Raw genomic sequence first — 23,288 nt, forward strand, 5'->3', positions numbered from 1 at the left:
GAAACAGCCGTCAACCCTTGCGTAGCGCTTCTGCTTTGTGCGCGGCTTGCTTCCCGTCCTCGGTCTCAACGAGATATTCTGGATTGTCCTTCGATGCGGCGACCTCGTGGCCCTTGATGGTCATTGGCTTCGTCACCTTGCGAACGACTTTCCCGTGAGCCTCGCCGCCGTGAGCGTTCCAGCTTACGCGATCGCCTGACTTCAATTCCTTTGGCATGCGTTCCTCCGTGATCGGCTGAACGCATCGGCGGTGACACTAGTCGCCTCACCTGCTCTAAAGGCCGTATGGAAGGTGAATTCAGTACATCAGGCTTCGAAGACGCTCTCATCATCCTAGGCGCCGCGGGGATCGTGATCCCGGCCTTCGCGCGCATCCGGATCAGCCCTCTCATCGGTTTTATCCTGATCGGCGTGCTGGTCGGCCCCAACGGTCTTGGCGAGCTCACGAAGACCCATCCCTGGCTTCATTACATCACCATTTCCAACGCGCATTCGATCGAGCCCTTCGCGGAGCTCGGAATCGTTCTCTTGCTCTTCTCAATCGGCTTGGAGCTTTCGTTCCGCCGGCTGTGGAGCATGCGGCGGCTGTTGTTTGGCGTAGGCGCAGCTGAGCTTCTCTGCAGTGCCGCCGCGATTGCTGCGGTCCTCTACTTCACCGGGCACAGCACCGCCGCCGCGGTCGGGCTTGGCCTAGCCTTGGCGCTCTCGTCCACCGCTATCGTGTTGCCTCTCGTCGGGACGCACAGCCCGGTAGGTCGGTCCTCTCTAGCCATGCTGTTGTTCGAAGACGTGGCGCTGGTGCCGATCGTATTCGCACTAGGCGCTATGGCGCCTCACTCCGCGGACGTCGGCGTAGGGTCCCTTCTCCAGACTCTGCTGATTGGCGGGGTAGTCGCCGTCGCGATGCTGCTCGCAGGCCGCCTGTTGCTGCCGCAGCTCTTTGCTCAGGCCGCGCGGACCAAGAGCCCCGAGATGTTCCTCGCGGCCTGCTTGCTCATCGTGATTGTCGCGAGCCTAGTCACCAGCAGCATCGGCTTCTCCCCGATCCTCGGGGCGCTCATCGCCGGAATCGTCATCGCCGAGACTGAGTATCGCGGTGAGGTCGAGGTTATGACTGCCCCGTTCCGTGGACTCGGTCTTGGCATCTTCCTGATCACCGTCGGAATGAGCATCGACCTGGAGGTTGTCGTTGCGAACTGGAGGCAGATCCTGATCGCGCTTCTGGCGGTGCTGGCGATCAAGGCCTCGATCACGGCCCTCTTTCTGCGGCTCAACGGCGCAAAGGGCAGTGTCGCGGCCGAGACCGGCGTATTGATGGCCTCTCCGTCCGAGACGACGTTGATCGTGCTTTCGTCCGCTGTCGCGGCCCGAGTCATTGCGCCGGAAACGGCAGCCTTTTGGCAAATCGTCACGGCCCTCGGCCTGACAGTGACGCCCATGCTTGCGAAATTGGGACGGCTCGCGGGACGCGAGATGGGTAAACAAGAATCCGCGGGCGAGATCGATCAGGCCGTACAAACTGCTGCAGTTGGACAGGTCATCATCCTGGGCTTCGGACGGGTCGGACGGCTGGTTGCCGACATGCTTGACGCGCACAACAAGGACTATCTCGCAGTCGATGCCGATGTGGATGCCGTCAGTGCGGCCAAGAAGGAAGGATACGACGTTCTCTTCGGCGACGTCGCCCACCCCGAGCTCATCGATAAGGTCAAGGAGCGCGAACCAAGCGCATTCATCCTGACGATGGACAATCCCGTGCTCGTTCGGCGCCTCACCCGCCAACTCCGCGCCGTATTCCCCGACCTGCCGATCATCGCCCGCGCTCGCGACACTGCGCACGCCGCTGAACTCTACAAGGCAGGCGTGACGGATGCTGTTCCCGAGACACTGGAAGCGTCGTTGCAGCTTTCAGAGGCGGCGCTTGTCGATCTCGGGGTTGCAATGGGCCCGGTCATCGCGAGCATTCACGAGAAAAGGTCGGAGCTCCGGGCCCAAATCATGACGGAAGCCGAGCTAGACGAGGTCCCAACGCTCGGCCGCCGGCGAGTTCGCGACCGGACGGCTATCGGCTGACTGTTACCATCCAGGCCGCCATCTCGCTGACGTGTCACCGAACGTTGAGCACTGGAAATTCCTGAGACGCGATCCGGCCAAACGTCATGTGACGACACGGTCTTAACTTTCGTCGGTACGGCCCAGTTACCAAGATGATTAGGCCGCAACCTTCTCCAGCGCATCTTTGACCGCCTCGAGCGCCTCATTGGCTTTTGAGCCGTCTGGACCACCGCCCTGTGCCATATCGGGCCGCCCACCGCCGCCCTGTCCGCCAAGCGTGGCTACCGCGGCTTTCACCAGCTCCACTGCGCTGACCTGCGAAGCGAGGTCGTCGGTCACGCCGACGGCCACGCTCGCGCGGCCTTCGTTCACGGCGATCAAGGCCGCGATGCCGGACCCGACGCGCTGCTTCATCGTATCAACCGTGGACCGTAAGCTCTTAGGATCCAGCCCTTCCACGACCTGGCCGAGGAATTTGTGGCCGTTCACATCTTCCGGCCCAGGAGCCTCCGCTTTCGAGGCACCGCCTCCCATCGCCAACGCTCTCTTCGCATCGGCCAGCTCGCGTTCCAAGCGGCGCCGATCCTCGACCAGCGAGACAATGCGGGCGGGCACTTCATCTGGCGCGCTCTTGAGGGTTGCGGCCGCTTCGCGAAGCTTGGCGTCACGCTCATTGAGCCACTGGCGGGCGGCTTCGCCCGTCAGCGCTTCGATGCGGCGGACGCCTGCGGACACAGCGCTCTCGCTGATGATCTTGAGCAATTGGATATCGCCAAGCGCGCGGACGTGCGTTCCTCCGCACAGCTCGACCGAGTAATCGGCCTCCGTCAGACGGCCCATCGATAGAACGCGGACCTCATCGCCATACTTCTCGCCGAATAAGGCCATGGCACCTGCGGACATGGCCTCATCCGGGGTCATCAGGCGCGTCGTCACCGCCTCATTCGAGCGGATTTGCGCGTTTACCTCTGCCTCCACGGCCTCGATCTCCTCGCGCGTCAGCGCCTTCGGATGTGAGAAGTCGAAACGGAAATAATCCGGTGCGACCAAGCTGCCCTTTTGCGTCACATGCGTGCCGAGATGGCGGCGCAGCGCCGCATGCAGCAGGTGCGTCGCGCTGTGGTTTGCCCGGACGCGATCGCGGCGTTCGCTGTCCACCTTCTGATGAACCGTCTCGCCCACAGACAGTTCACCAGCTACGACCTTCGTCCGCAGCACGTGCAGCTTGCCTAACGGCTTCGACGTGTCCTCAACCTCGCCGGCGAAACCCTTGAGCGTAGACAATTTTCCAGTGTCGCCGATCTGGCCACCGCTTTCACCGTAGAATGGTGTCTGGTTAACGACGATCTCGACCGTCTGTCCGACCTCGGCGTTCTCGACGCGCTCACCGTCATTGACGATGGCGAGAACAACCCCTTCGCCTTCATCGCCGGAATAGCCGGTGAACTCGGTCGGCCCATGCTCTTCGACCAAGTCGAACCACACGTCTTCGCTAGCCTTGGCACCTGAGCCCTTCCAGGCCGCACGAGCCTTGGCTTTCTGCTCGGCCATGGCGGCATCGAAACCCGCCCGATCGACCTGCAAACCGCGCGAACGGAGGGCGTCCTCCGTCAGATCATATGGGAAGCCGTACGTGTCGTAGAGCTTGAACGCTGTCTCACCTGACAGCGTCCCGCCTTGAGCGAGGTCCGTCGTCGCTTCGTCGAGCAATTTAAGGCCGGTCGCCAGAGTCTGACGGAAACGAGTCTCTTCCTGCTGGAGCGTCGCTTCGATCAGGGGCTGCGCACGAACCAGTTCCGGATATGCCGCGCCCATCTCAGCGACGAGCGCCGGCACGAGCCGGTACATCAGCGGCTCCTTCGACCCGAGCAGGTGCGCGTGGCGCATCGCTCGGCGCATGATGCGGCGGAGGACATAGCCCCTGCCCTCGTTCGCCGGCAGCACCCCGTCAGCGACCAGGAAGCCCGACGCGCGCAGGTGGTCGGCGATGACGCGGTGACTGGCCTGCTGCTCGCCTTCAGCCTTCGTCCGCGTCAGCTCCTCGCTGGCGTGGATCAGCGCCTTGAAGGTGTCGGTGTCGTAATTGTCGTGTACGCCCTGAAGCACCGCGGCGATGCGCTCGAGGCCCATTCCGGTGTCGATGCTCTTCTTCGGCAGCTCGGACACGATCTCACCTGCAGCCTGCTCGTACTGCATGAAGACGAGGTTCCAGATCTCGACGAAGCGGTCGCCGTCTTCATCCGGGCTACCCGGAGGTCCGCCGGGGATATGGTCGCCGTGGTCGTAGAAGATCTCGGAACATGGGCCACAGGGACCATCGTCGCCCATCGCCCAAAAGTTATCCTTCGTCGGGATGCGGATGATCCGGCTTTCGGGCAAGCCCGAGATCTTCTTCCATAGGTCGAAGGCCTCATCGTCAGTGTGGTAGACCGTCGCCGTCAGCCGATCAGGGCTGAGACCCCATTCCTTGGTGATCAGGTTCCAGGCAAGCTCGATGGCGCGATCCTTGAAATAATCACCGAACGAGAAATTCCCCAGCATTTCGAAGAAGGTATGGTGCCGGGACGTGTAACCGACATTATCGAGGTCATTGTGCTTGCCGCCGGCGCGAACGCATTTCTGGGAGCTCGTCGCCGTCGAATAGGGCCGCGTCTCCAGACCGGTGAAGACGTTCTTGAACGGCACCATTCCGGCATTCACAAACATCAGGGTCGGGTCATTCTGGGGCACGAGCGGCGCGGACGGCACCCGCGCGTGCCCATTCTTCTCGAAAAAGTCGAGGAAGCCGCGGCGGATGTCGTTCGTCGATGTCATGGGGGCGATGTAAATGCTGCGCTGCAGTGCGGCAAGGAGAGGACTTGGCAGCTTGCTGCCCTTCCCGCTAGTCGCCTCTGATGGCGAAGCGACCCAAGTCGAGCATACCGAAGTACAAGCGCAAGAAGCAGCGGTCTGGGTCGATCCTCGGAAGGATCATTGGCTGGATCCTCAAGCTCATCCTCGCCTTTCTCATCATTTCGGTGCTCTGGGTGCTCGCCTATCGCTTCGTGAACCCGCCGATCACGGTCACCATGCTCGGTGACGTCATCGCCGGCCGAGGCGCGACGCGCGACTGGATGCCGATCGGGCAGATCGACCGGGACATGGTCCGCGCATCGATTGCCGCGGAGGACAGCAAGTTCTGCTCGCATAGCGGATTCGACATTGAAGCTCTTGAAGATGCAATGAAAAGGAATGCGTCAGGCGGCCGGATACGCGGCGGTTCCACGATCAGCCAGCAGACCGCGAAGAACGCCTTTCTGTGGAACGGCGGCGGCTATGCGCGTAAGGGAGTCGAGGCCTGGTTCACGTTCCTCATCGAGCATCTCTGGGGCAAGCAGCGCATCATGGAGGTTTATCTGAACCTCGCGGAGACTGGCATCGGCACCTACGGCGTCAACGCCGGGTCTGAGCGCTACTTCGGCCACGACGCCAGTGCGATGAGCCCCACAGAGGCTGCGCGCATCGCGGCGGTCCTGCCACTTCCGAAGAAGCGCGGTGCGACTGCGCCCAAGGGCTTCACCCGGCGCTATGGAAATACAATTGCGGCGCGCATCCCGATCGTTGCCCGCGACGGCCTCGACGCGTGCGTCTATAAGGGCACCAGTGCGCCGGTGAACAAGGCACCGCCGCCGGTCAGCAAGAAGCCACGGCCGCTTCCGGGCGAAGAATATGAAAGCCCCAAGGCACTGCCGCCCGTCGAGAACGCCGTGCGCGAGTTGCCGGAGACATCGACCGAGCCGCTAGTCGCACCAGAGCCGTCACCGACGCCGACCGAAAACTTACCTGAGACAACTCCGCCTACGGAGCAGCCGCCGGAGTCAGCCAACGGCGTTTAGCCAATGCGCCGAACTGTTCGTGAACTCGCTTCACGAGCGGAACGGCGCCTCTCCCCCGACCGTTGAACGGCAAAATCCAGCCAAGGAGGAGTTAAATGGCAACGCGTACGCAGACTCGCACATCCAATCGCAGCACTTCAGGCCGCAGCGGATCCGGCCGCAACCGTTCGAGTGAAAGCCGCGCCTCCAGCGATAGCGGCACCAGCAGCAGGCAGGACCGGAGCGCCTTTTCGTGGGGCGACAGCGCAGGCCCAATGCTTGGCGCGGCACTCGCCGGTGTCGCAATCGGCTTCGCCGCCAATTTCGGGCGCAAGGCGATCATGCAGGGCATGGAAGCAAGCGTCGGCGATTGGGATGAGATCCTCGCCACTGAACATGACATGGCGCTGGCGATTTTCGACAAGATGCTAGCGACCGACCAGACCCAGACGTTCAAGCGCAAGATGCTCCTGATGAAGCTTACCCACGCGCTCGACAAGCATGCTCACCAGGAGGAGATGGTCGTTTATCCGGCGCTCCGCGAAGCCAATGAGGCGGTGACTGCCGACCAACTCGAAGGCGAGCACGGCTACATCAAGACCTACATTTATGAGCTCAACAAGGCGGGCCCCGACTCGCCGACCTGGCTCGAAAAGGTTCGCGAGTTCCGCGATCTCGTGTCGCGCCACGCGCATATGGAAGAGGAAGATGTCTTCCCGGCGTTCAAGAATAGCCTGACTGAAGAACAGAATGCCAAGGTCACGAGCCTTGTGAACCGCGACGGCTTTTGGATGGCTTAGCGCCTAACCGACGAGGGCGAGCTTCGGCGGCTCCTGTACGGAGAGGTCGACGCTCCCCTCGCCTGTTATGCGCTCGATGCGAGACGCCAACTCACCGTCGAGCGCAAAATCGCGGCCAGCAATCAGTGCGGCTTCTCGGTCCCCCGCAATGGGGACGACGAACCGCACCATTCCATTGGAGCCACGAGCTTCAGCCAGCTCGCGAACCAACTGGGCCACCGCGTGAGCGTCGGGCACGCGGACCGTCATCTGCAGCCGAGTCCGCTTGGCCAGATCGCTCAAAGGCTGGAAGCGCTTGATCGTGACGCGTGGCGTCTCGTCTCCGGCGCGGCGGTCCAACTCAACACTTAGCAACCCACATTGTCCGGCCTTGGCTGCTGCTTCGAGCGCTGCTGTCGCTTCGTCGTCGAAGGCTGTAGCCACGAACTGACCCGATCTGTCGCTCAGCGTCGCCATCACATAGCGGCGGCCCTTGGCTGACGTCCGCCAGCGTGCCTCCTCCGCGAGTCCGGCCATGGTGGCACCAATGCGTTCGCCCTCTGCGATCCTCATCTCAGCGAGATCGGCGAAGGTCTTCACCTTGTGCGCCGCCAGCAGGTGCTTGGCAGCATCGACCGGATGAGCCGAGAAATAGAAACCAAAGGCATCGCGCTCCGCGGCCATGCGTTGAGCGAGCGTCCATGAAGCTTCGCGCGGCAAGCGGATCGGCGCCGCTTCAGCACTGTTCGCACCGAATAGGCCGGCCTGCCCGCTCGTACGCTGATCGTGGGCACTTGCGGCATGGGCAAGGATCGTCTCGGCGCCAGCGAAGACTGCAGCTCGTTCCGGCTTGATCGAGTCGAATGCGCCGGCCCCAGCAAGGCTTTCCAGCTGCCGGCGATTGAGCAGCCTCGGATCGATGCGCGAAGCCAGGTCTTCGAGCGTTATGAACGGGCCGCCCCGCTCACGCTCTTCGACCAGCGATTCCATCGCTTTCTCCCCGACACCCTTTAGCGCGCCCAATGCGTAACGCACCGCGCCGCTTTCGACGGTGAAGAAGGGGTGACTGGCATTGATGTCGGGTGGAAGGCACTCAACCTCGCCGCGCCGCATATCCTCGACGAAGATGCCGAGCTTGTCGGTGAGCGCCATGTCGAAGCTCATCGACGCCGCATAGAATTCAGCCCGGTGATGAGCCTTCAGCCACGCTGTTTGATAAGCGACGAGCGCGTATGCGGCGGCGTGGCTCTTGTTGAAGCCGTAACCCGCGAACTTGTCGATCAAGTCGAACAGCTCGTTGGCCTTGGCCGCCGGGATGTTGTTGTGGGTCGCGCAGCCCTCGACGAAGGTCGCGCGCTGCGCATCCATCTCGGACTTGATCTTCTTACCCATGGCGCGGCGCAGAAGGTCGGCGCCGCCGAGTGAGTAGCCGGCGAGGATCTGCGCCGCCTGCATCACCTGTTCCTGGTAGACGAAGATCCCGTAAGTCTCGGCGAGGATGCCTTCGAGCAATGGATGCGGATATTCGATCTGCGCGCGGCCGTTCTTGCGGTCGCCGAAGAGCGGAATGTTGTCCATCGGGCCGGGGCGATAGAGCGCCACGAGCGCGATGATGTCGCCGAAGTTCGTTGGGCGAACAGCTGACAGCGTGCGCCGCATGCCCTCGGATTCCAGCTGGAACACGCCGACCGTATCACCGCGCTGAAGCAGTTCGTAGATCGCGGGATCGTCCCACGGCAGCGCGCTGAAATCGACGTGGACGCCTTGCTCGGCGAGCAGCCGCTGGCCTTCCTTCAGGACCGACAGGGTCTTGAGGCCAAGGAAGTCGAACTTCACCAACCCTGCCGCCTCGACATACTTCATGTCGAACTGGGTGACGGGCATGTCCGACCGCGGATCGCGATAGAGCGGGACCAACTCGTCGAGAGGGCGATCACCGATCACAACGCCCGCGGCGTGGGTCGAAGCGTGACGTGGCAGGCCTTCCAGCTTCATCGCCAAATCGAAGAGACGTCGGACGTCGGGGTCCTTGTACTCCGCGGCGACTTCCGGGACGCCGTTGAGCGATCTCTCCAGGGTCCAGGGATCGGTGGGATGGTTCGGGATGAGCTTGGCGAGCCGATCGACGTGGCCGTAGCTCATCTGGAGCACACGCCCTGTGTCCTTCAGCACCGCGCGCGCCTTCAGGCGGCCGAAGGTAATGATCTGCGCCACCTTGTCGCGGCCGTATTTCCGCTGAACGTACGAGATCACCTTGTCGCGATGCGTTTCGCAGAAATCGATGTCGAAGTCGGGCATCGACACGCGCTCGGGATTGAGGAAGCGCTCGAAGAGTAGGTTGAGCGCGATCGGGTCGAGATCGGTGATCGTCAGTGCCCAGGCGACGACGGAGCCTGCCCCCGAGCCGCGGCCCGGACCCACCGGGATATCGTTCGCCTTCGCCCACTTGATGAAGTCGGCGACGATCAGGAAGTAGCCCGCAAACCCCATGCCGGTGATGATCTCGAGCTCATAGTCGAGACGCTCGAGATAGGCTTCGCGGTCCTCCGTGGGCCGGCCCGCCAAGCGGGCATCCAGGCCGGCATGCGCGTCCTTCCGCAATTGCTCATCTTCGTCCTCACCAAGGCGCGGAAGGATTGGCCTGCGCTTCGGCGCCGCGACAGCGCAGCGCTGCGCAATAACGGCCGTGTTCGCCAGTGCTTCCGGCAGATCGGCGAACAACTCGCCCATCGCCGTCGCGTCCTTCAGCCAAGCGTCGGCCGACGATGTGACGCGGTCTGCGCTTTCAACGTACGCGCTATTCGCGATGCACAGCATTGCGTCATGCGCTGCATGGAAGGTGGGGTCCGCGTAAGCTGCTGGGTTGGTTGCGACCAGCGGAAGATCACGTGCGTAGGCAAGGTCGATCAGCGCATCTTCAGATGCTTCCTCGATGCCGTCATTACGACGGCTGAGCTCGATATAGAGACGATCGGGGAACAGGGCCTGGAGCCGATCCAGATAGGCCTCAGCCTGGATCGACTGACCTTCCGAAAGAAGCCGAGCGAGCGCCCCCTCCGTTCCAGCGGTGAGCGCAAGCAATCCGTCGCTTTGTCCTTCGAGTTGCGTCAGCTCGACATGGGGGTCCTGCTCCACCGGTCGGTCGAGGTGCGCCGCCGAAACCAGCTTGCAGAGATTCGCATAGCCCTGGTCGTCCTGCGCAAGCAGCACGAGCCAATCGATCTTTTCGCCCCCGCCCAGTTCGGGTGGTCGCGCGACCCCGAGCATCGTGCCGATGATCGGCTGCACGCCTTTCGCGAAACAGGCTTCGCTGAAAGGCATGACGCCATAAAGACCGTTCCGGTCGGTAATTGCAGCCGCGGGAAAACCAAGCTTGGCAGCGCGTTCAGCGATGGTCTTCGGCTCCATCGCGCCTTCGAGCATCGTGAAGGAGGAAAATACGCGCAGCGGAACGTAGGGCAGACTCACGCACTAACTATGGGATTGCGGCGACCGACTGCAAAGTGAGTCGGCGGCACTTATCCACGTATTATCGCGGCGCCTGCCAGCGGTCTTCCATGATGTCCCGGATCTCCCGCATGCGACCGACGTAGGCGTCGCCGATACAGCGGTTGTCAGGACAGCGATCGCGATAGCCAAGGAAACGATCGCGCGTCCTCCGAAGAAGCGCTTGCTGCTCAGGCGACGCGCCCGCCAGCGCCCGGGCGTACTGCGCAGTCATGTTGCGATCGAGCGCGGCGAGACCCGCGTTCGAGCAGACGGCGATCTCACCTCGTGTGCGCGCACTGCTACAATCAAAGCTTGGTCGAGCAGCCGTGGGCTGCGGGGCTGATGGCGCTACAGGTGCCTCTGGCGCCGCTGGAGTAGCTTCTTCCGTAGCGACCTCGTTGCCGGCCTCTGGCGCTTCCGCCGGCGCCGGCTGAGCAGCGCGCGTCAACGTCGCAAGCGGGGTAATGATCGAGTCGGCATTCCGGAACAGCAGCACCATTCCACTGCCATCCGCGGCGGGCTGCACAGTGTAGTCGACGTCGGCGGAAAGTGTGCGCCGGCCACCGACCACGGCGACGCCGGGCGGAAGATCCAGCGACAACGACCCTGAGCAATTGGCGGCGCCCGTCTCGTCATTCTCACTTTCGAGGACTGGGTTATCCATTCGGACCACGGCATACGCAGCGAGCTTGTCGTAAGCGGATTGGTCGCTTCCGCGCAGCTGACCGGCGCGGCGGAAGAGCTCACGCTTAATGAGGTCGTAAGTCGACTGACTCGCGCATCGTTTCTCGGGCACGCTAGCTTTCGACTGCGACACCTGAGAATCCTTCAGCTTATCCTGCTCAGGATTCCGAGTGCTTGCGAAGTATGCCACCAGGATCAGGAGAATGACGACGCCGGCAAGCAGCGCGAGTACGGTGGGATTGAGCCGCCGCATCGGCCGGTGAACGTTCCCGGACTGCTTCGGCTCCATTATTCCAGCTTACCCTCGTGAAGACGGACGACGCGATCCATCTTGGCCGCAATCCGCTCGTTGTGCGTGGCGACTAGAGCCGCACTACCCTCGCCGCGGACGAGGTTCAGAAACTCAGCGAACACGATGTCCGCAGTATGCTCATCCAGATTGCCGGTAGGCTCGTCCGCCAGAACGAGCGGGGGCTTATTGGCCAGCGCACGAGCAACCGCGACACGCTGCTGCTCACCACCCGAAAGCTTGGAAGGCCGGTGATCGAGCCGTGCGCCCAATCCCAGCGCCCCGAGAAGCTGATCCGCACGATGCTGAGCAGCAGCCGGCTCCGCGCCCTGCACCAGCTGCGGCAGGATGACATTTTCGCGAGCGTTGAACTCGGGAAGCAGGTGATGGAATTGATAGACGAAACCGAGAAGCTCTCGACGAAGTCGCGTCCGACCTTCATCATCGAGAGTAGAAGCTTCTTGGCCCGCCAAGCGGATCGAACCTTCGAAGCCGCCCTCCAGCAGCCCGACGGCTTGCAGCAACGTCGACTTGCCCGATCCTGACGGACCCAGCAACGCAACAATCTCGCCGGGGGCAACCTCGAAGTTCACACCGCGCAGCACCTCGATGGTGACGTCGCCTTGCGTGAACTTACGCTTGAGATCTCGCGTCGCGAGGACGGGCTCACTCATAGCGGAGCACCTGTACGGGATCCGTGCTCGCGGCCTTGTAAGCCGGATAGAGCGTCGCGAGGAAAGACAGGATGAGCGCAATCAAGATGATGGCCGTGACCTCGAACGGATCTGGCTTGGACGGCAGGTCCGTCAGGAACCGGATCGACGGGTCCCAAAGGTTCTGGCCTGTGACGGCCTGGATGACGTTGACCACGCCCTGGCGGAAATAGAGGAATACGGCGCCAAGGATGATGCCGAGGATAATACCGAGTGAGCCGATGGTCACGCCAACGGTCACGAACACCTTCATCATACCCCGCCGGCTGGCGCCCATGGTCCGAAGGATCGCAATGTCGCGCGTCTTCGCCCGAACGAGCATGATCAGCGAGGAGAGAATGTTGAACACGGCAACGAGTACGATCAGCGAAAGGACCACGAACATCGCGACCCGCTCGACCTCCAGCGCCTGGAACAAGGCCGAGTTCAGCTGTCGCCAGTCGGTGATCATCGCCTTGCCCTGAACGAGCTTCCGCAGCGGAGCTAAGATCTCCTGAACCTGATCCGGATTGGTCGTCTGAACCTCGATCATCCCCACTTGATCGCCGAGAAGAAGAAGCTCCTGCGCATCTTTCATCGGCAGGATGACGAACGATTTGTCGTAGTCGTAAACGCCGATCTCGAAGATCGCGCCAACCGTGTAGGTGACTTCCCGCGGAACCGTCCCCATCACCGTCGAGCGCCCCTCGGGATTCCAAAGGGTGATTTGACCGCCCGGGTACAGGCCGAGCGTTTCTGCAAGCCTGGAGCCAATGGCGATCTTGCCGCTGCCGGGAGTCACCGAGCGAATGTCGCCAGCAACGATGTGAGCGTTCAGCGTGCGGTTCGACCGCAAATCCTCAATCCGCATCCCGCGGACGATCACACCTTCGAAGCGACCATTTGCGGTGCCCATCAAGGGCTGCTCGATTAGCGGAACTGCGGACGTCACCCCGGGCGTTTGCTTGGCCGCAACCGCGATTCGCTGCCAGTCGCTCAAGCGCCCGTCGTAACCCTGAACAACTGCATGGCCGTTCAAGCCGACGATCTTGTCGAACAGCTCTGCGCGAAAGCCATTCATCACGCTCATGACGATGATGAGGGCCGCGACGCCGAGCGCCACCGCGATCAGGCTGATCGAGGCGACGAGGAAGATAAAGCCTTCACCCTTCCCGGGGAGAAGGTAGCGGCGAACGAGCATGCGCTCGGCGCGGTTTAGGATCATGCGCCTATCAACCGAGCAGTCGCCGATTCGATGCTCAGCTCGTGACGTTCCCCTGTTGAGCGCTTTTTAAGCTCGACGACGCCGGTTGCGATCCCGCGCGGACCGACGATCAGCTGCCAAGGCAAGCCGATGAGGTCCATTGAAGCCAACTTGGCTCCACCGCGCTCGTCGCGGTCGTCGTAAAGTGTATCCACGCCGGCGCCCAGGAGATGGCCGTAGAGCGACTCTGCAGCCTCCCTGCTCTTCTGGTCGTCGGCGCGCATGGTGACGAGACCGACGCGCCACGGCGCCACGGCTTCCGGCCAGATGATCCCCGCCTCATCGTGGCTCGCTTCGATGATCGCCGCTACCAGGCGCGACACACCAATGCCGTAACTACCCATGAGCGGTGTGACCGGATGGCCGTCGTGGCCCGAGACTTTCAGCCCCATCGCCGCGGAATATTTGTCGCCGAAATAGAAGATGTGGCCGACCTCGATGCCGCGGCCGGTCCGGCGCTTATCCTCTTTGACCTTGCTCCAGAGCTTTTCGTCGTGCGTCTCGTCAGTCGCGGCGTAGGTTGAGCTCACCTGGCCGAACAGGCGATGCAGATCGCGCTCGTCGCCATAGTCGATGTCGGACTGATGCCAGTCGATCTCCTCGAACGCCGCGTCGTAAAAGACTTCGCTCTCACCCGTGGGCGCCAGGACGATGAACTCGTGGCTCAGGTCACCGCCGATCGGCCCCGACGCGGCCTTCATCGGAACGGCCTGGATGCCCATCCGCTGGAACGTGCGCAGATAGGCCAGCATCTGCGTGTAATATGATAGCCGAGCGCCCTTCTCGTCGAGGTCGAAGCTGTAAGCATCCTTCATCAGGAACTCGCGGCCGCGCATCACGCCGAAGCGGGGCCTGACCTCGTCCCGGAACTTCCACTGGATGTGGTAGAGCGTACGCGGCAGGTCACGGTAGCTCTTGGCCTCATCGCGGAAGATCGCCGTGATCATTTCCTCGTTGGTGGGTCCGTAGAGGATCTCGCGCTCGTGCCGGTCCTGGATGCGGAGCATCTCCGGTCCGTAAGCGTCATAGCGGCCGCTTTCGCGCCAAAGATCCGCCGATTGAAGCGTCGGCATGAGCATTTCGATGGCGCCCGACCGGTCCTGCTCCTCGCGGACGATCTGCTCGATCCTCTTGAGGACACGATAGCCCAGCGGCAGCCAGGCATAGATGCCGGCAGCAGTCTGACGGACGAGGCCGGCGCGAAGCATCAGCTTATGGCTGACGATCTGGGCGTCGGATGGACTTTCCCGGAGTACGGGGAGGAATGCTCGGGACCAGCGCATGCGCGCGGCTCTAAGATGCGGGCGCTACGCTGGCAACTACGGCTGCTGTGGCGTGGCCGACACAGGAGGCTCGCAAAAGCAACTGCGAGCGATTCTCACGATGACACGGGATGCAGGCGAGCCTACCCAGCCATTCAACCGAACGCATTGACCCTTCGGTCTGAGTTCGGGTCGCAGCTGCAGCGACTGGGGAAGCGCGCTGTGATGAAGGCCAAGGGGGCTGACGAGCAATCGTCACGCAGGGCGCCCGGATCGCTGGTCGATCCGGGCGTTTGCATTTGAGTGCCTCTCATCCCGCAATCGGTTCAACAGTCGCGATCGGTTTGCTGATTACGAACGGCCGCGAATCGACGACCAACAGTCGGACCAGTTCGCCCGATTGCTTTGTGTGCTTGCCCTCTTTGATGTAAAAACCCAGCCCTTGGCCAAGCCTACCAGGACACGCCAAGCGATTTGACCAGCGAAGGAGGATGCCAATGCGTTGGCGGATGATACTCGCGCTGCTCTTCATGACCGCAGTCATCGGACCGGCTTCGGCCCAAACCCAGCGTGGTGGTCTTCCAACCGAGACCCAGGATCGCCTTGCCGACCAAGGAGGCAAGGGAGACCTCATCTGGAACCTGGTTGGACTGCTGGGCTTGATCGGCCTGATCGGTCTGCTGCCTCAGCATGAGGACGACAGCTACCACCCAGCTTCAATCGATTAAGCGAGGAGACGAGCCGATGCGGCTTTCAATCTCTCTAATAATGGCAGGGGCATTGGTCGCTGCCGCACCGGCGTTCGCTCAGGATAATGCCGCACCGCCTGCAAATGCCGCCGCAACCAACACCGTCGACGCAAATGCCGTGGCGGCGCCTGCGGATAACGCGACGGTACCCGTGGCCGCTACGGACACCCAAGCCGCTGCACCTGCGAACGATCTCGCTGGCGCCGATGCCGCCCCCGCTCCCCCAGCCAAGCGAGGCTTCCCCTGGGGCGTGCTTGGCTTGCTTGGTCTGCTCGGGTTGTTCGGCGTCAGAAAAGCCACAAGCTGATCCGCTTGCCGTCGTTTCGCTTCAGTGAGTGCCCTGCCATATAGGCGGCGCACTCCGGAGTGAACGAATGAGCGAGAGCAAGAAGCGTCAGGCAACGGTTTTGGTCGAAGCCGGGAGGCGGAAGGAATGGCGCCGACGGCTCGTCAATCCGCCTGTCGAGCGTGCTTCGACGATTCTTTTTGATCGAGCCTCCGAACTCAAGGACAGTCATCCAAGGCTTGGCGAATACCGATATGGTCTCCAGGGAACCGCTACGCATTGGGCTCTGTCGGAAGCGCTGACGGAGCTAGAGCCCGGCGCCGAAGGTACGGCGCTTTATTCGTCGGGGTTGGCCGCAATCACGGCTTCGCTGCTCAGCGTTCTGTCGGCTGGGGATGAGCTGCTCGTCACTGACAGCGTCTATGGTCCCACGCGGAAATTCTGCGACACGGTCCTCAAACGGTTCAATGTGATGACTCGCTACTTCGATCCGCTGGTCGGCGGCGGGATCGCAGACCTTATCGGCGAGAAAACAAAAGCGATCCTGCTGGAAAGCCCTGGGTCGCATACGATGGAGATTCAGGACGTTCCTGCAATCTGCTCGATAGCTAAAGAGCGCGGGATCGTGACGCTGATCGACAATACCTGGGCAACTCCTTTGTTCTTTCAGGCGATTGCCGCGGGCGTTGACATCAGCATTCTTGCCGCAACCAAATATGTCGGCGGCCATGCCGACGTGATGGTCGGGACCGCGACAGCGACAAAACAGCACTTCGCACGACTACAGCGGATTTCTTGGGAGATGGGTCACGCTTTATCGCCAGACGACGCGTGGCTGGCGTCTCGCGGTTTACGCACGATGGGCATGCGGCTTAGGCAGCATGAGGCAGCCGCTTTGAAGATTGCGGAGTGGCTTCGCCAGCAGCCGCGGGTCGGCGTCGTCCTTCACCCTGCCCTGCCCGACTGCCCAGGACACGATCTATGGAAGCGCGACTTCAAGGGCTCGTCCGGCTTGTTTGCTTTCGAGCTTGATGGAGATGCCGCGGCGTTCGTGGATCATCTCGAGCTATTCGGCATCGGATTCAGCTGGGGCGGTTACGAGAGCCTCGCGATTCCGGTTCATCCCTATCGCACTGCATCCAAGCCACCGGCGAAGAATTTGGTACGCTTACACATAGGCCTCGAAGACCCAGATGATCTGATCGACGATCTTTCCAGCGGCTTTGCTGCACTTCCGGATTGAAGCGCCTAAAGGATAGGGCGTGTTCTTTTCACGTCGCTAATGGGTCGCAATCGGGCCTCATTCGCAGGTAAGATGTTCCCGTCAGGGAGTGATTCGCATGCGGAGCAGATTGCTTAAGACCGTGTTCGCGGCCGGGTCGGCCGCTATTCTGGCGACTTCGACCGCAGCTGCCGCCGCTCCGTCTCCGGCACCCGCCACTCAGGCCGCCCCTTCAGGTTGGCTTGCCCTGAGCATGCTCAACACGAGCGGGACGGTCGGACTGGGGGATGCAGCAGCACAGCCCGCTCCGGCCTCCGATGCTCCGCCTCCCGGTGATGACTACACGGTCGGAGGTGTTCCGACGCCGGTCATCGCTTTTTGGGTCCTGACTGCCGCGACCATGATCTACCTAGCGACCCGCCATAGTAGCGGGCACCTAGACTTCCATCGCCGCAACAGCCCGGTCTGATTTTGCGCGTCTAGCGCTCCACGCGGGGCGTCGCTCCAAAAGAAAATGCGGGATGCGGGGTGTATGGCCGCGGCGGCGGCAACTTCACTGTGACCGACGGACCCGAAGGCTCTTCAGACGAATCGCGGCAGCCGACTGCCGACAATGCAAGCAACACCACGAACAGCCGGCTCATCACGCGATCCCCCACGTCCCTGCGGAACGCTAGGCAGGGCGATCCTAAGAGAGCGTTAGCAGCGGGGCATGGACGAAATATTCTTTGGTGAAATGCATTGGTAGCGGAGGAGGGACTTGAACCCCCGACACGCGGATTATGATTCCGCTGCTCTAACCAGCTGAGCTACTCCGCCCCAAGGCATGATGAGCGCCCGGCTGGCGGGCGCTGGAGGCGCGGCATATAGGTGCGCACGTCGGAGCGGTCAACGCGAGGAACCGGTTACTGTTGCTGTCGTTAAGCCGACAACGAAACGAGGCTTACATGGACCCGCTGACACCACTCGAAACGCTCTGCCGGATCATCCTTCGCGCGCGGGAATATGAAGCCCAGACCGCCAGCGACTATGACCGGGACGAAGATCCGGACAATGTCGATGACGAGCAGGAAGGTGCTCTCAGCGTCCTTGAGGACGACATCAACACGAGCGTGGAAGAGGAACTACACGCCGTTTTCGAGGACCTAGGCGAAGATCAGCTCGCCGAAGTGATCGCGTTTTGCTGGGTCGGTCAGGGCACCTACGACGCCGCTGATTGGGACGAAGCGATGGAAGAAGCGCAGGCTTTGGTCAGTGACGGCATCGATGGTGCCATCGAGGAGCTGATGGAGCAGCCGATGCTGGCGTCAGTTCTCGAATCGGGGCTGGCTGCCTTCGATCTAAGCTGCAATGGCATCGGGGAGATGAGCTAAGCCCCGCGGAAGGAATAGCTCGCAAGACTTTCCCAAGGACCCCTCACATAGCGGTGCAGGCCTAATCCGGAGATTCCCAACGGACGTGGCCTGAAATCCCTTTCAAGCTGCTCCAACAGTTTCCGCGCTTCGGCGGCCGGCACTTTGTTCTGAATTGTGATGTGCGGTCGCCAGCCACCCGAATCCTGAGCACTCAGGAGGCCGTGAAAGTCGGTGGCAAGTTCCCGTCGGATACGATCTAGGTCTTCTGAGACGACGCGAAATGCCACCCCGCCTACCAAATTCATGAGAGCCGCGATCGAAGCGCGTGGGGAGTGCTCCGAGCCAAAGCGCTTGAGGCTCGACCGGGCCTCGCTTTCGACCGACGGAGGCAAAGCATGAAACATGGTGAGGTGCGCGGGCAACTGATTGCGCTCCGCCGGGTAGTAAGTCCGGCGCAGCTGATCCAGCCACGCATGATCCCTCGGTGCGATCTCCGCCGTGACGATCAGCGCGCCGGCCATTGGTCCCGCGGCAACTCCTCAAGGCCATCGAATTGGGCCGAGCTCATTCTTACGGTCACAGACTCGCCCTCTACGCACGCTGCACTCCATGGCAATCGGCGCAGGGTCTCGCCTACTCCCGCGACGCCTCCTTTGGAGACGACGATGTAGGCAAGACCTCCACTCGAGCAGCCGGCCATAGCGTCGATGCAGCGACCAAGTTCGGTGTCGGCACTCTTGACGGGCGCTCGGGACAGCAAGGAGATCGGGAACAGCGTCTCGCCAGGCGTCGTCTCACTCGCTTCCGATGCGGCGCGGGCACCCTGCTCCACTTTCGTTTGCCGGCCCAGCCAGCTCCAAATGCCGAAGATGTTGAGCATCGTGAGGACGACGTTGGTCCAAGTCAGCGCGGCCTGATGCGTCAGGATACCGGTCGCGAGCCAGCTAAGAGAGCCGACGAGAAAGACTGCAAAGCCGTAGCCCGTTATTCGCGAGCCCAGGTTCGCAGCCGTCATCGAGGCAGCGACAATCGTCGCGATCGTAGCAATCCAGGAAATCGTATCAGCCATGGCAGCGCCAATGCGCGTGCCATTGAGAAGGTTCAGATTTCGACCTGGCTTCCGAGCTCGACGACGCGATTAGTCGGAAGCTTGAAGAATTCCATCGCGCTTTCCGCGTTACGCAGCATCCAGGCGAACAGTTTCTCGCGCCAGATCGCCATTCCCGGCCGCGAAGATGCGAGCAGCGTCTGGCGAGCGAGGAAGAAGCTGGTGTCCATCATCTTGCACTGCGGACCGCAGCCTTTCAGCTGGGCAAGCGCCGCAGGAACATCGATCTCCTCCATGAAGCCGTAGCGAAGGACCACGCGGAAGAAGCCGGAGCCATAATCGCGCTGCTCGACGCGCTTTTCGGACACGACGTACGGCACGTCCTCAATCCTGACCGTGAGCAGGATCACACGCTCGTGCAGCACTTTGTTGTGCTTGAGATTGTGCAGGAGAGCATGCGGTACGCCACTGGCCGAGCTGGTCATGAAGACCGCCGTGCCGGGCACGCGGGCCGCGCTCGGCGCTGCAGACTTAATGAAGATCTCCATCGGCAAGCTGGCTTCGTTCATGCGGTTGATCATCAGCTGCCGGCCCTTCGCCCACGTGGTGAGGAAGGTGAACGCAATCGCTCCGACCAGCAGCGGGAACCAGCCACCCGCCGGGATCTTCGTCAGGTTCGAGCTGAAGTAGCCGAGGTCCACGGTGAAGAAGAGGATGATGAGCGCACCGCTCAAGATCCGATTCCACTTCCACATCGTGATCAGCACCACCGCGATCAGCACGGTGTCGATCAACATCGCACCGGTGACCGCGATTCCATAGGCCGCCGCGAGGTTCGAGGAAGTGCGGAAGGTGAGCACGAGCAGAAGCACCATCACCATCAGCGCCCAGTTCACGACGGGGATGTAGATCTGTCCCGCGGCGCTCTCACTGGTGTGCGTGATACGAAGACGTGGAACGAACCCCAGCTGGATCGCCTGCTGGGTGACCGAGAACGCGCCCGAGATCACTGCCTGGCTGGCAATGATCGACGCTAGGGTGGCTAGAATAACGAGCGGGAGCCGGAACTGCTCTGAGGCAAGATAGAAGAAAGGATCCTTGACGGTCGTCGCCACCTGTTCCGGCGGCATCGACAGCAGCATGGCGCCCTGCCCTAGGTAATTCAGCAGAAGTGCCGGAAGGACGAAATAAAGCCAGGCGACCTTGATGGGACGGCGTCCGAAATGGCCCATGTCTGCATAAAGAGCTTCTGCGCCGGTCAGAGCGAGAACCACTGAGCCCATTGCGAGGAAGGCCCGGATCGGCTCCTCGGCGAAGAAGGCGGCAGCGTTGAGCGGGTTGAACATCGCCAAGATCACGCTCGGCTTGTCCATGATGTGCAGTACGCCCAGGACCGATAGCGCGCCGAAATAGACCAGCATCACCGGCCCGAACATTGCGCCTACGCGAGCGGTGCCCCGAGCCTGGATGGCGAACAGCCCGACGAGGATGGCGATCGCCCCAGGAATAACGAATGGTTCCATGCCCTGGTGGACGGTCGTCAGACCTTCAACTGCCGACAGCACGGTGACGGCAGGCGTGATCATGCTGTCGCCGTAGAACAAGGCCGTCGCAAAGACGCCGAGCATCACGATGCCAGTCGCCCATTTCTTCTTCCCGCCGATGGTCCGGTTGATCAGGGCTAGGAGTGCGAGGCTTCCGCCCTCGCCCTTGTTGTCCGCCCGCATGATGATGAAGACGTACTTCAACGTCACGACGATCATCATCGACCAGAAAATCATCGAGAGAACGGCGTGAATGTGGAACTCGTCCGGACTCAGCGGGTGGTGGCCGGCGAACGTTTCACGGAAGGAGTAGATCGGCGACGTACCAATATCGCCGAAGACGATACCGACCGCACCGATGGCGAGCTTGTACAGCGGGCCATGGGCATGGCCGTGCGAGACGTCCTGTGGGGCCTCGGCTTCGGCCGCTCCAGTTGCGGTGATATTCATGCTCTGGTGTTCAAATCAGACAGACTGCGGCCCCGCCCCTGTACGGCCGTCGCGGCGGTAGCACTGCCGTTACGGCGCTGCAATCGGTGGGGACATGGCCGAAAAGCCCGTCTATAGGCCCGCGCAAACATCATTAGCGGAGCGAACGATTAAATGCGCATCGGGGTGCCCAAAGAGATCAAGGTTCACGAATACCGTGTCGGACTGACACCGGCATCCGTGGCGGAACTGGTGGCTCATGGCCATGAAGTGGTGGTTGAGACCAGCGCCGGCAATGGGATCAACTGTCCCGATGCCGCCTATGAGAAGGCGGGCGCAAAGATTCTTCCGGACGCCGCGTCGGTGTTCAAGGCCGCCGACATGATCGTGAAGGTCAAGGAACCGCAGCCGCAGGAAATCGCGATGCTGGAACCGCGGCACATCCTTTTCACCTATCTCCACCTCGCGGCCGACAAGGAACAGGCGCTTGGCCTCATGAAGTCGGGCTCGACCTGCATTGCTTATGAGACGGTGACGGGACGTAACGGCTCGCTGCCGCTTCTGAAGCCGATGAGCGAAGTCGCTGGTCGCATGTCCGTGCAGGTCGGCGCTCACTACCTCGAGAAGGAACAGGGCGGCCGCGGTGTGCTCCTGGGTGGCGTTCCCGGCGTGTCTCCTGCAAAGGTGGCGATCCTTGGCGGCGGTGTCGCCGGCGTGAATGCCGCGCAGATGGCGACCGGCATGCGTGCCGACGTCACCATCTACGACATCAACAACGACCGCCTGGCCGAGCTCGACATGTTCTTCTCGAGCCAGATCAAGACGGCCTATGCGTCGCGCGCAGCCATCGCGAACGCGGTGAAGGAAGCGGAGCTGGTCATCGGCGCGGTCCTGGTGCCGGGCGCGGCCGCTCCGAAGCTAGTCACCCGCGACATGCTGAAGACGATGAAGCGCGGCTCGGTTCTCGTCGATATCGCCATCGACCAGGGCGGCTGCTTCGAGACATCACATGCGACCACGCATGCCGATCCGGTCTACGAGGTGGACGGCATCATTCACTACTGCGTTGCGAACATGCCGGGCGCGGTGGCGCGTACCAGCGCGTTCGCGCTGAACAATGCGACCCTGCCCTTCGCTATCAAGATTGCGAATCTGGGCGCCACCGAAGCGATGAAGCAAGACCCGAACCTGGCTGAAGGGCTCAACGTGTCCGACGGCAAGATCCGCCATCAGGCGGTCGCTGAAGCGCTCGACCTGCCTTACGAGCCGGTTGGCGGCTGATGCGGAGCGGCGCTCGGCTTGCTGAGCGCCGCTACCCCTTGCTCCACAAGCGGACGCCAATCCGCTTTCTCCGGAGCATTCTCCAATATCTGCTTCCACAGCGCGACGGCGCCGTCCCGGTCGCCTGATCGCGCCATAGCGAGCCCGTAAAAGAAGGGCGCCGCAGGGTGGCCGGGCACCAGCTCGGCGGCTCGCTTGTACGCGAGCTCCGCTGCCGGGGTCAGTCCGTGTGCGTGATCCACCAGCGCGTTACCAAGGCCGATCCACAGTTGCGGATCTCCTGGATAACGGCGGACCGCGTTCTGAAGAATGTTGACGGAGTCAGCGGTGTTCCCACCGCGCGCGAGGGCTTCAGAAAGCCGGAGCCAGCTTTCGGCTGGGGTGAAGTTGCCAAAAAAGGCGTGCCGCGCGTCGGTTAGTGGGATGACCTCGCGATTCTCGCTTCCCTCGGCTGGTGAGCCCGCCAGGTCAGGAATGCCCTGCAAGGCATAGCCCGCTGCTCCGAACATCAACGCTGCGCCAACTGCTGTAAGGAAGCCGCCACGAACCCTGAGAAGCCAAGCGACGCCGAAGCTAAACGCGATCAGAAGCAGGAGGACGAGCCAGCCCATCAGCCGCTCGCCTTCGTCTTGATCCGTCGCCGGATCAGGAAGGCACCCACCAGCAAGAGCGCGAGCGGGGCGAGCCACAGTGGCCACGCCGCAGGCTCCGCGGTTGGCTTGTAACTGATCCAACTGCCGTAACGCTGCACGAGCCAGGAGCGGATTGCGGAGGGCTGTTCTCCAGCGGCAATGCGCCGCCGCACGAGATCGCGCATGTCGCCCGCGAGCTCGGCGTCGGAATCTGAAATGGACTGGCCCTGGCAGACGAGGCACCGCAGCTCTTCCATTAGCGCCTGCGCCTTTGCTTCCTGCTTGGGGTCGGGAAGCTGACGGTTGGCCCAGTACGCGGGCGGCAGATTGCTGTCAGCCAAAACTGGCTGCGCGATCAGGAGCGAGAACATGAG

The 23,288-nt window shown here is 62.1% G+C and carries 20 protein-coding genes, 1 tRNA gene and 1 pseudogene; 9 read left to right on the forward strand and 13 right to left on the reverse strand.

Annotated elements, in window-relative coordinates:
- Nucleotides 1–10: 10 nt before the first annotated feature.
- Nucleotides 11–217, reverse strand: a complete 207-nt coding sequence (locus AC4GYV_RS06170) for a hypervirulence associated TUDOR domain-containing protein (protein WP_491099780.1) — start codon at nt 215–217, stop codon at nt 11–13.
- Between the two features lie 68 nt (nt 218–285).
- Between AC4GYV_RS06170 and AC4GYV_RS06175 the strand changes: the two genes are divergently transcribed.
- Nucleotides 286–2,073 (forward strand): cation:proton antiporter domain-containing protein, encoded by a 1,788-nt coding sequence (locus tag AC4GYV_RS06175; protein ID WP_491099781.1) that lies wholly within the window; start codon nt 286–288, stop codon nt 2,071–2,073.
- Nucleotides 2,074–2,211: 138 nt separating this feature from the next.
- Here AC4GYV_RS06175 and alaS read toward each other — a convergent pair whose 3' ends face one another.
- Entirely contained in the window at nt 2,212–4,869 is a 2,658-nt protein-coding gene (gene alaS, locus AC4GYV_RS06180; protein WP_491099782.1) for an alanine--tRNA ligase, read from the reverse strand.
- Between the two features lie 80 nt (nt 4,870–4,949).
- Here alaS and mtgA point away from each other — a divergent pair.
- Nucleotides 4,950–5,684, forward strand: a pseudogene (mtgA, locus tag AC4GYV_RS06185) (monofunctional biosynthetic peptidoglycan transglycosylase); the annotation flags it as partial.
- A gap of 341 nt (nt 5,685–6,025) precedes the next feature.
- Nucleotides 6,026–6,709: a hemerythrin domain-containing protein gene (locus AC4GYV_RS06190; RefSeq protein ID WP_491099783.1), complete on the forward strand. Its 684-nt coding sequence runs from the start codon at nt 6,026–6,028 to the stop codon at nt 6,707–6,709.
- A gap of 3 nt (nt 6,710–6,712) precedes the next feature.
- Here the strand turns inward: AC4GYV_RS06190 and dnaE are convergent, their stop codons facing one another.
- The 5 genes from dnaE to proS form a co-directional block, all read right to left on the reverse strand.
- A complete protein-coding gene (dnaE, locus tag AC4GYV_RS06195) occupies nt 6,713–10,150 on the reverse strand; it encodes a DNA polymerase III subunit alpha (RefSeq protein WP_491100398.1) in 3,438 nt (1,145 codons plus the stop codon).
- Nucleotides 10,151–10,217: 67 nt separating this feature from the next.
- Entirely contained in the window at nt 10,218–11,150 is a 933-nt protein-coding gene (locus AC4GYV_RS06200) for a lysozyme inhibitor LprI family protein (protein ID WP_491099784.1), read from the reverse strand.
- Nucleotides 11,150–11,824 (reverse strand): ABC transporter ATP-binding protein, encoded by a 675-nt coding sequence (locus AC4GYV_RS06205; protein ID WP_491099785.1) that lies wholly within the window; start codon nt 11,822–11,824, stop codon nt 11,150–11,152. Before AC4GYV_RS06205 ends, AC4GYV_RS06200 begins: the two co-directional genes overlap by 1 nt.
- Nucleotides 11,817–13,067 carry a lipoprotein-releasing ABC transporter permease subunit gene (locus tag AC4GYV_RS06210; RefSeq protein ID WP_491099786.1) on the reverse strand — a complete coding sequence of 417 codons (1,251 nt, stop codon included), beginning with the start codon at nt 13,065–13,067 and terminating at the stop codon, nt 11,817–11,819. Before AC4GYV_RS06210 ends, AC4GYV_RS06205 begins: the two co-directional genes overlap by 8 nt.
- Nucleotides 13,064–14,389 (reverse strand): proline--tRNA ligase, encoded by a 1,326-nt coding sequence (gene proS, locus AC4GYV_RS06215; protein WP_491099787.1) that lies wholly within the window; start codon nt 14,387–14,389, stop codon nt 13,064–13,066. The genes AC4GYV_RS06210 and proS overlap by 4 nt, the downstream gene beginning before the upstream one ends.
- Before the next feature lie 476 nt (nt 14,390–14,865).
- Between proS and AC4GYV_RS06220 the strand changes: the two genes are divergently transcribed.
- The 4 genes from AC4GYV_RS06220 (at nt 14,866) to AC4GYV_RS06235 (ending at nt 17,094) form a co-directional block, all read left to right on the forward strand.
- On the forward strand, nt 14,866–15,096 hold the full coding sequence (locus AC4GYV_RS06220; RefSeq protein ID WP_491099788.1) for a WGxxGxxG family protein: 231 nt from the start codon (nt 14,866–14,868) through the stop codon (nt 15,094–15,096).
- A gap of 40 nt (nt 15,097–15,136) precedes the next feature.
- Nucleotides 15,137–15,424 (forward strand): hypothetical protein, encoded by a 288-nt coding sequence (locus tag AC4GYV_RS06225; protein WP_491099789.1) that lies wholly within the window; start codon nt 15,137–15,139, stop codon nt 15,422–15,424.
- 67 nt (nt 15,425–15,491) lie between these two features.
- On the forward strand, nt 15,492–16,646 hold the full coding sequence (metC, locus tag AC4GYV_RS06230; protein WP_491099790.1) for a cystathionine beta-lyase: 1,155 nt from the start codon (nt 15,492–15,494) through the stop codon (nt 16,644–16,646).
- 97 nt (nt 16,647–16,743) lie between these two features.
- The gene (locus AC4GYV_RS06235; protein WP_491099791.1) at nt 16,744–17,094 is read left to right on the forward strand and encodes a hypothetical protein; all 351 of its coding nucleotides are present in this window, start codon (nt 16,744–16,746) and stop codon (nt 17,092–17,094) included.
- A 273-nt stretch (nt 17,095–17,367) separates the two neighbouring features.
- Here the strand turns inward: AC4GYV_RS06235 and AC4GYV_RS06240 are convergent.
- Nucleotides 17,368–17,444: transfer RNA gene (locus AC4GYV_RS06240), tRNA-Met, on the reverse strand.
- Nucleotides 17,445–17,572: 128 nt separating this feature from the next.
- Between AC4GYV_RS06240 and AC4GYV_RS06245 the strand changes: the two genes are divergently transcribed.
- A complete protein-coding gene (locus AC4GYV_RS06245; RefSeq protein ID WP_491099792.1) occupies nt 17,573–17,998 on the forward strand; it encodes a DUF3775 domain-containing protein in 426 nt (141 codons plus the stop codon).
- Here AC4GYV_RS06245 and AC4GYV_RS06250 read toward each other — a convergent pair.
- From AC4GYV_RS06250 to AC4GYV_RS06260, 3 genes are read right to left on the reverse strand one after another with little or no spacing between them, the layout of a single operon-like run.
- The gene (locus AC4GYV_RS06250) at nt 17,995–18,501 is read right to left on the reverse strand and encodes a 2'-5' RNA ligase family protein (RefSeq protein ID WP_491099793.1); all 507 of its coding nucleotides are present in this window, start codon (nt 18,499–18,501) and stop codon (nt 17,995–17,997) included. The genes AC4GYV_RS06245 and AC4GYV_RS06250 overlap by 4 nt on opposite strands.
- Nucleotides 18,486–19,049, reverse strand: coding sequence for a PRC-barrel domain containing protein (locus tag AC4GYV_RS06255; RefSeq protein WP_491099794.1), 564 nt, complete (start codon nt 19,047–19,049; stop codon nt 18,486–18,488). Before AC4GYV_RS06255 ends, AC4GYV_RS06250 begins: the two co-directional genes overlap by 16 nt.
- 32 nt (nt 19,050–19,081) lie before the next feature.
- Nucleotides 19,082–21,022 (reverse strand): potassium transporter Kup, encoded by a 1,941-nt coding sequence (locus tag AC4GYV_RS06260; RefSeq protein WP_491099795.1) that lies wholly within the window; start codon nt 21,020–21,022, stop codon nt 19,082–19,084.
- Between the two features lie 153 nt (nt 21,023–21,175).
- Here AC4GYV_RS06260 and ald point away from each other — a divergent pair, with 153 nt between their 5' ends.
- Nucleotides 21,176–22,282, forward strand: a complete 1,107-nt coding sequence (ald, locus tag AC4GYV_RS06265; RefSeq protein ID WP_491099796.1) for an alanine dehydrogenase — start codon at nt 21,176–21,178, stop codon at nt 22,280–22,282.
- Here ald and AC4GYV_RS06270 read toward each other — a convergent pair.
- Both AC4GYV_RS06270 and AC4GYV_RS06275 read right to left on the reverse strand, forming a co-directional pair.
- On the reverse strand, nt 22,261–22,893 hold the full coding sequence (locus AC4GYV_RS06270) for a tetratricopeptide repeat protein (protein WP_491099797.1): 633 nt from the start codon (nt 22,891–22,893) through the stop codon (nt 22,261–22,263). The genes ald and AC4GYV_RS06270 overlap by 22 nt on opposite strands.
- Nucleotides 22,893–23,285, reverse strand: coding sequence for a cytochrome c-type biogenesis protein (locus AC4GYV_RS06275; RefSeq protein WP_491099798.1), 393 nt, complete (start codon nt 23,283–23,285; stop codon nt 22,893–22,895). Before AC4GYV_RS06275 ends, AC4GYV_RS06270 begins: the two co-directional genes overlap by 1 nt.
- Nucleotides 23,286–23,288: the final 3 nt, after the last annotated feature.

The organism is Sphingomonas sp. SP4 (assembly GCF_058313375.1).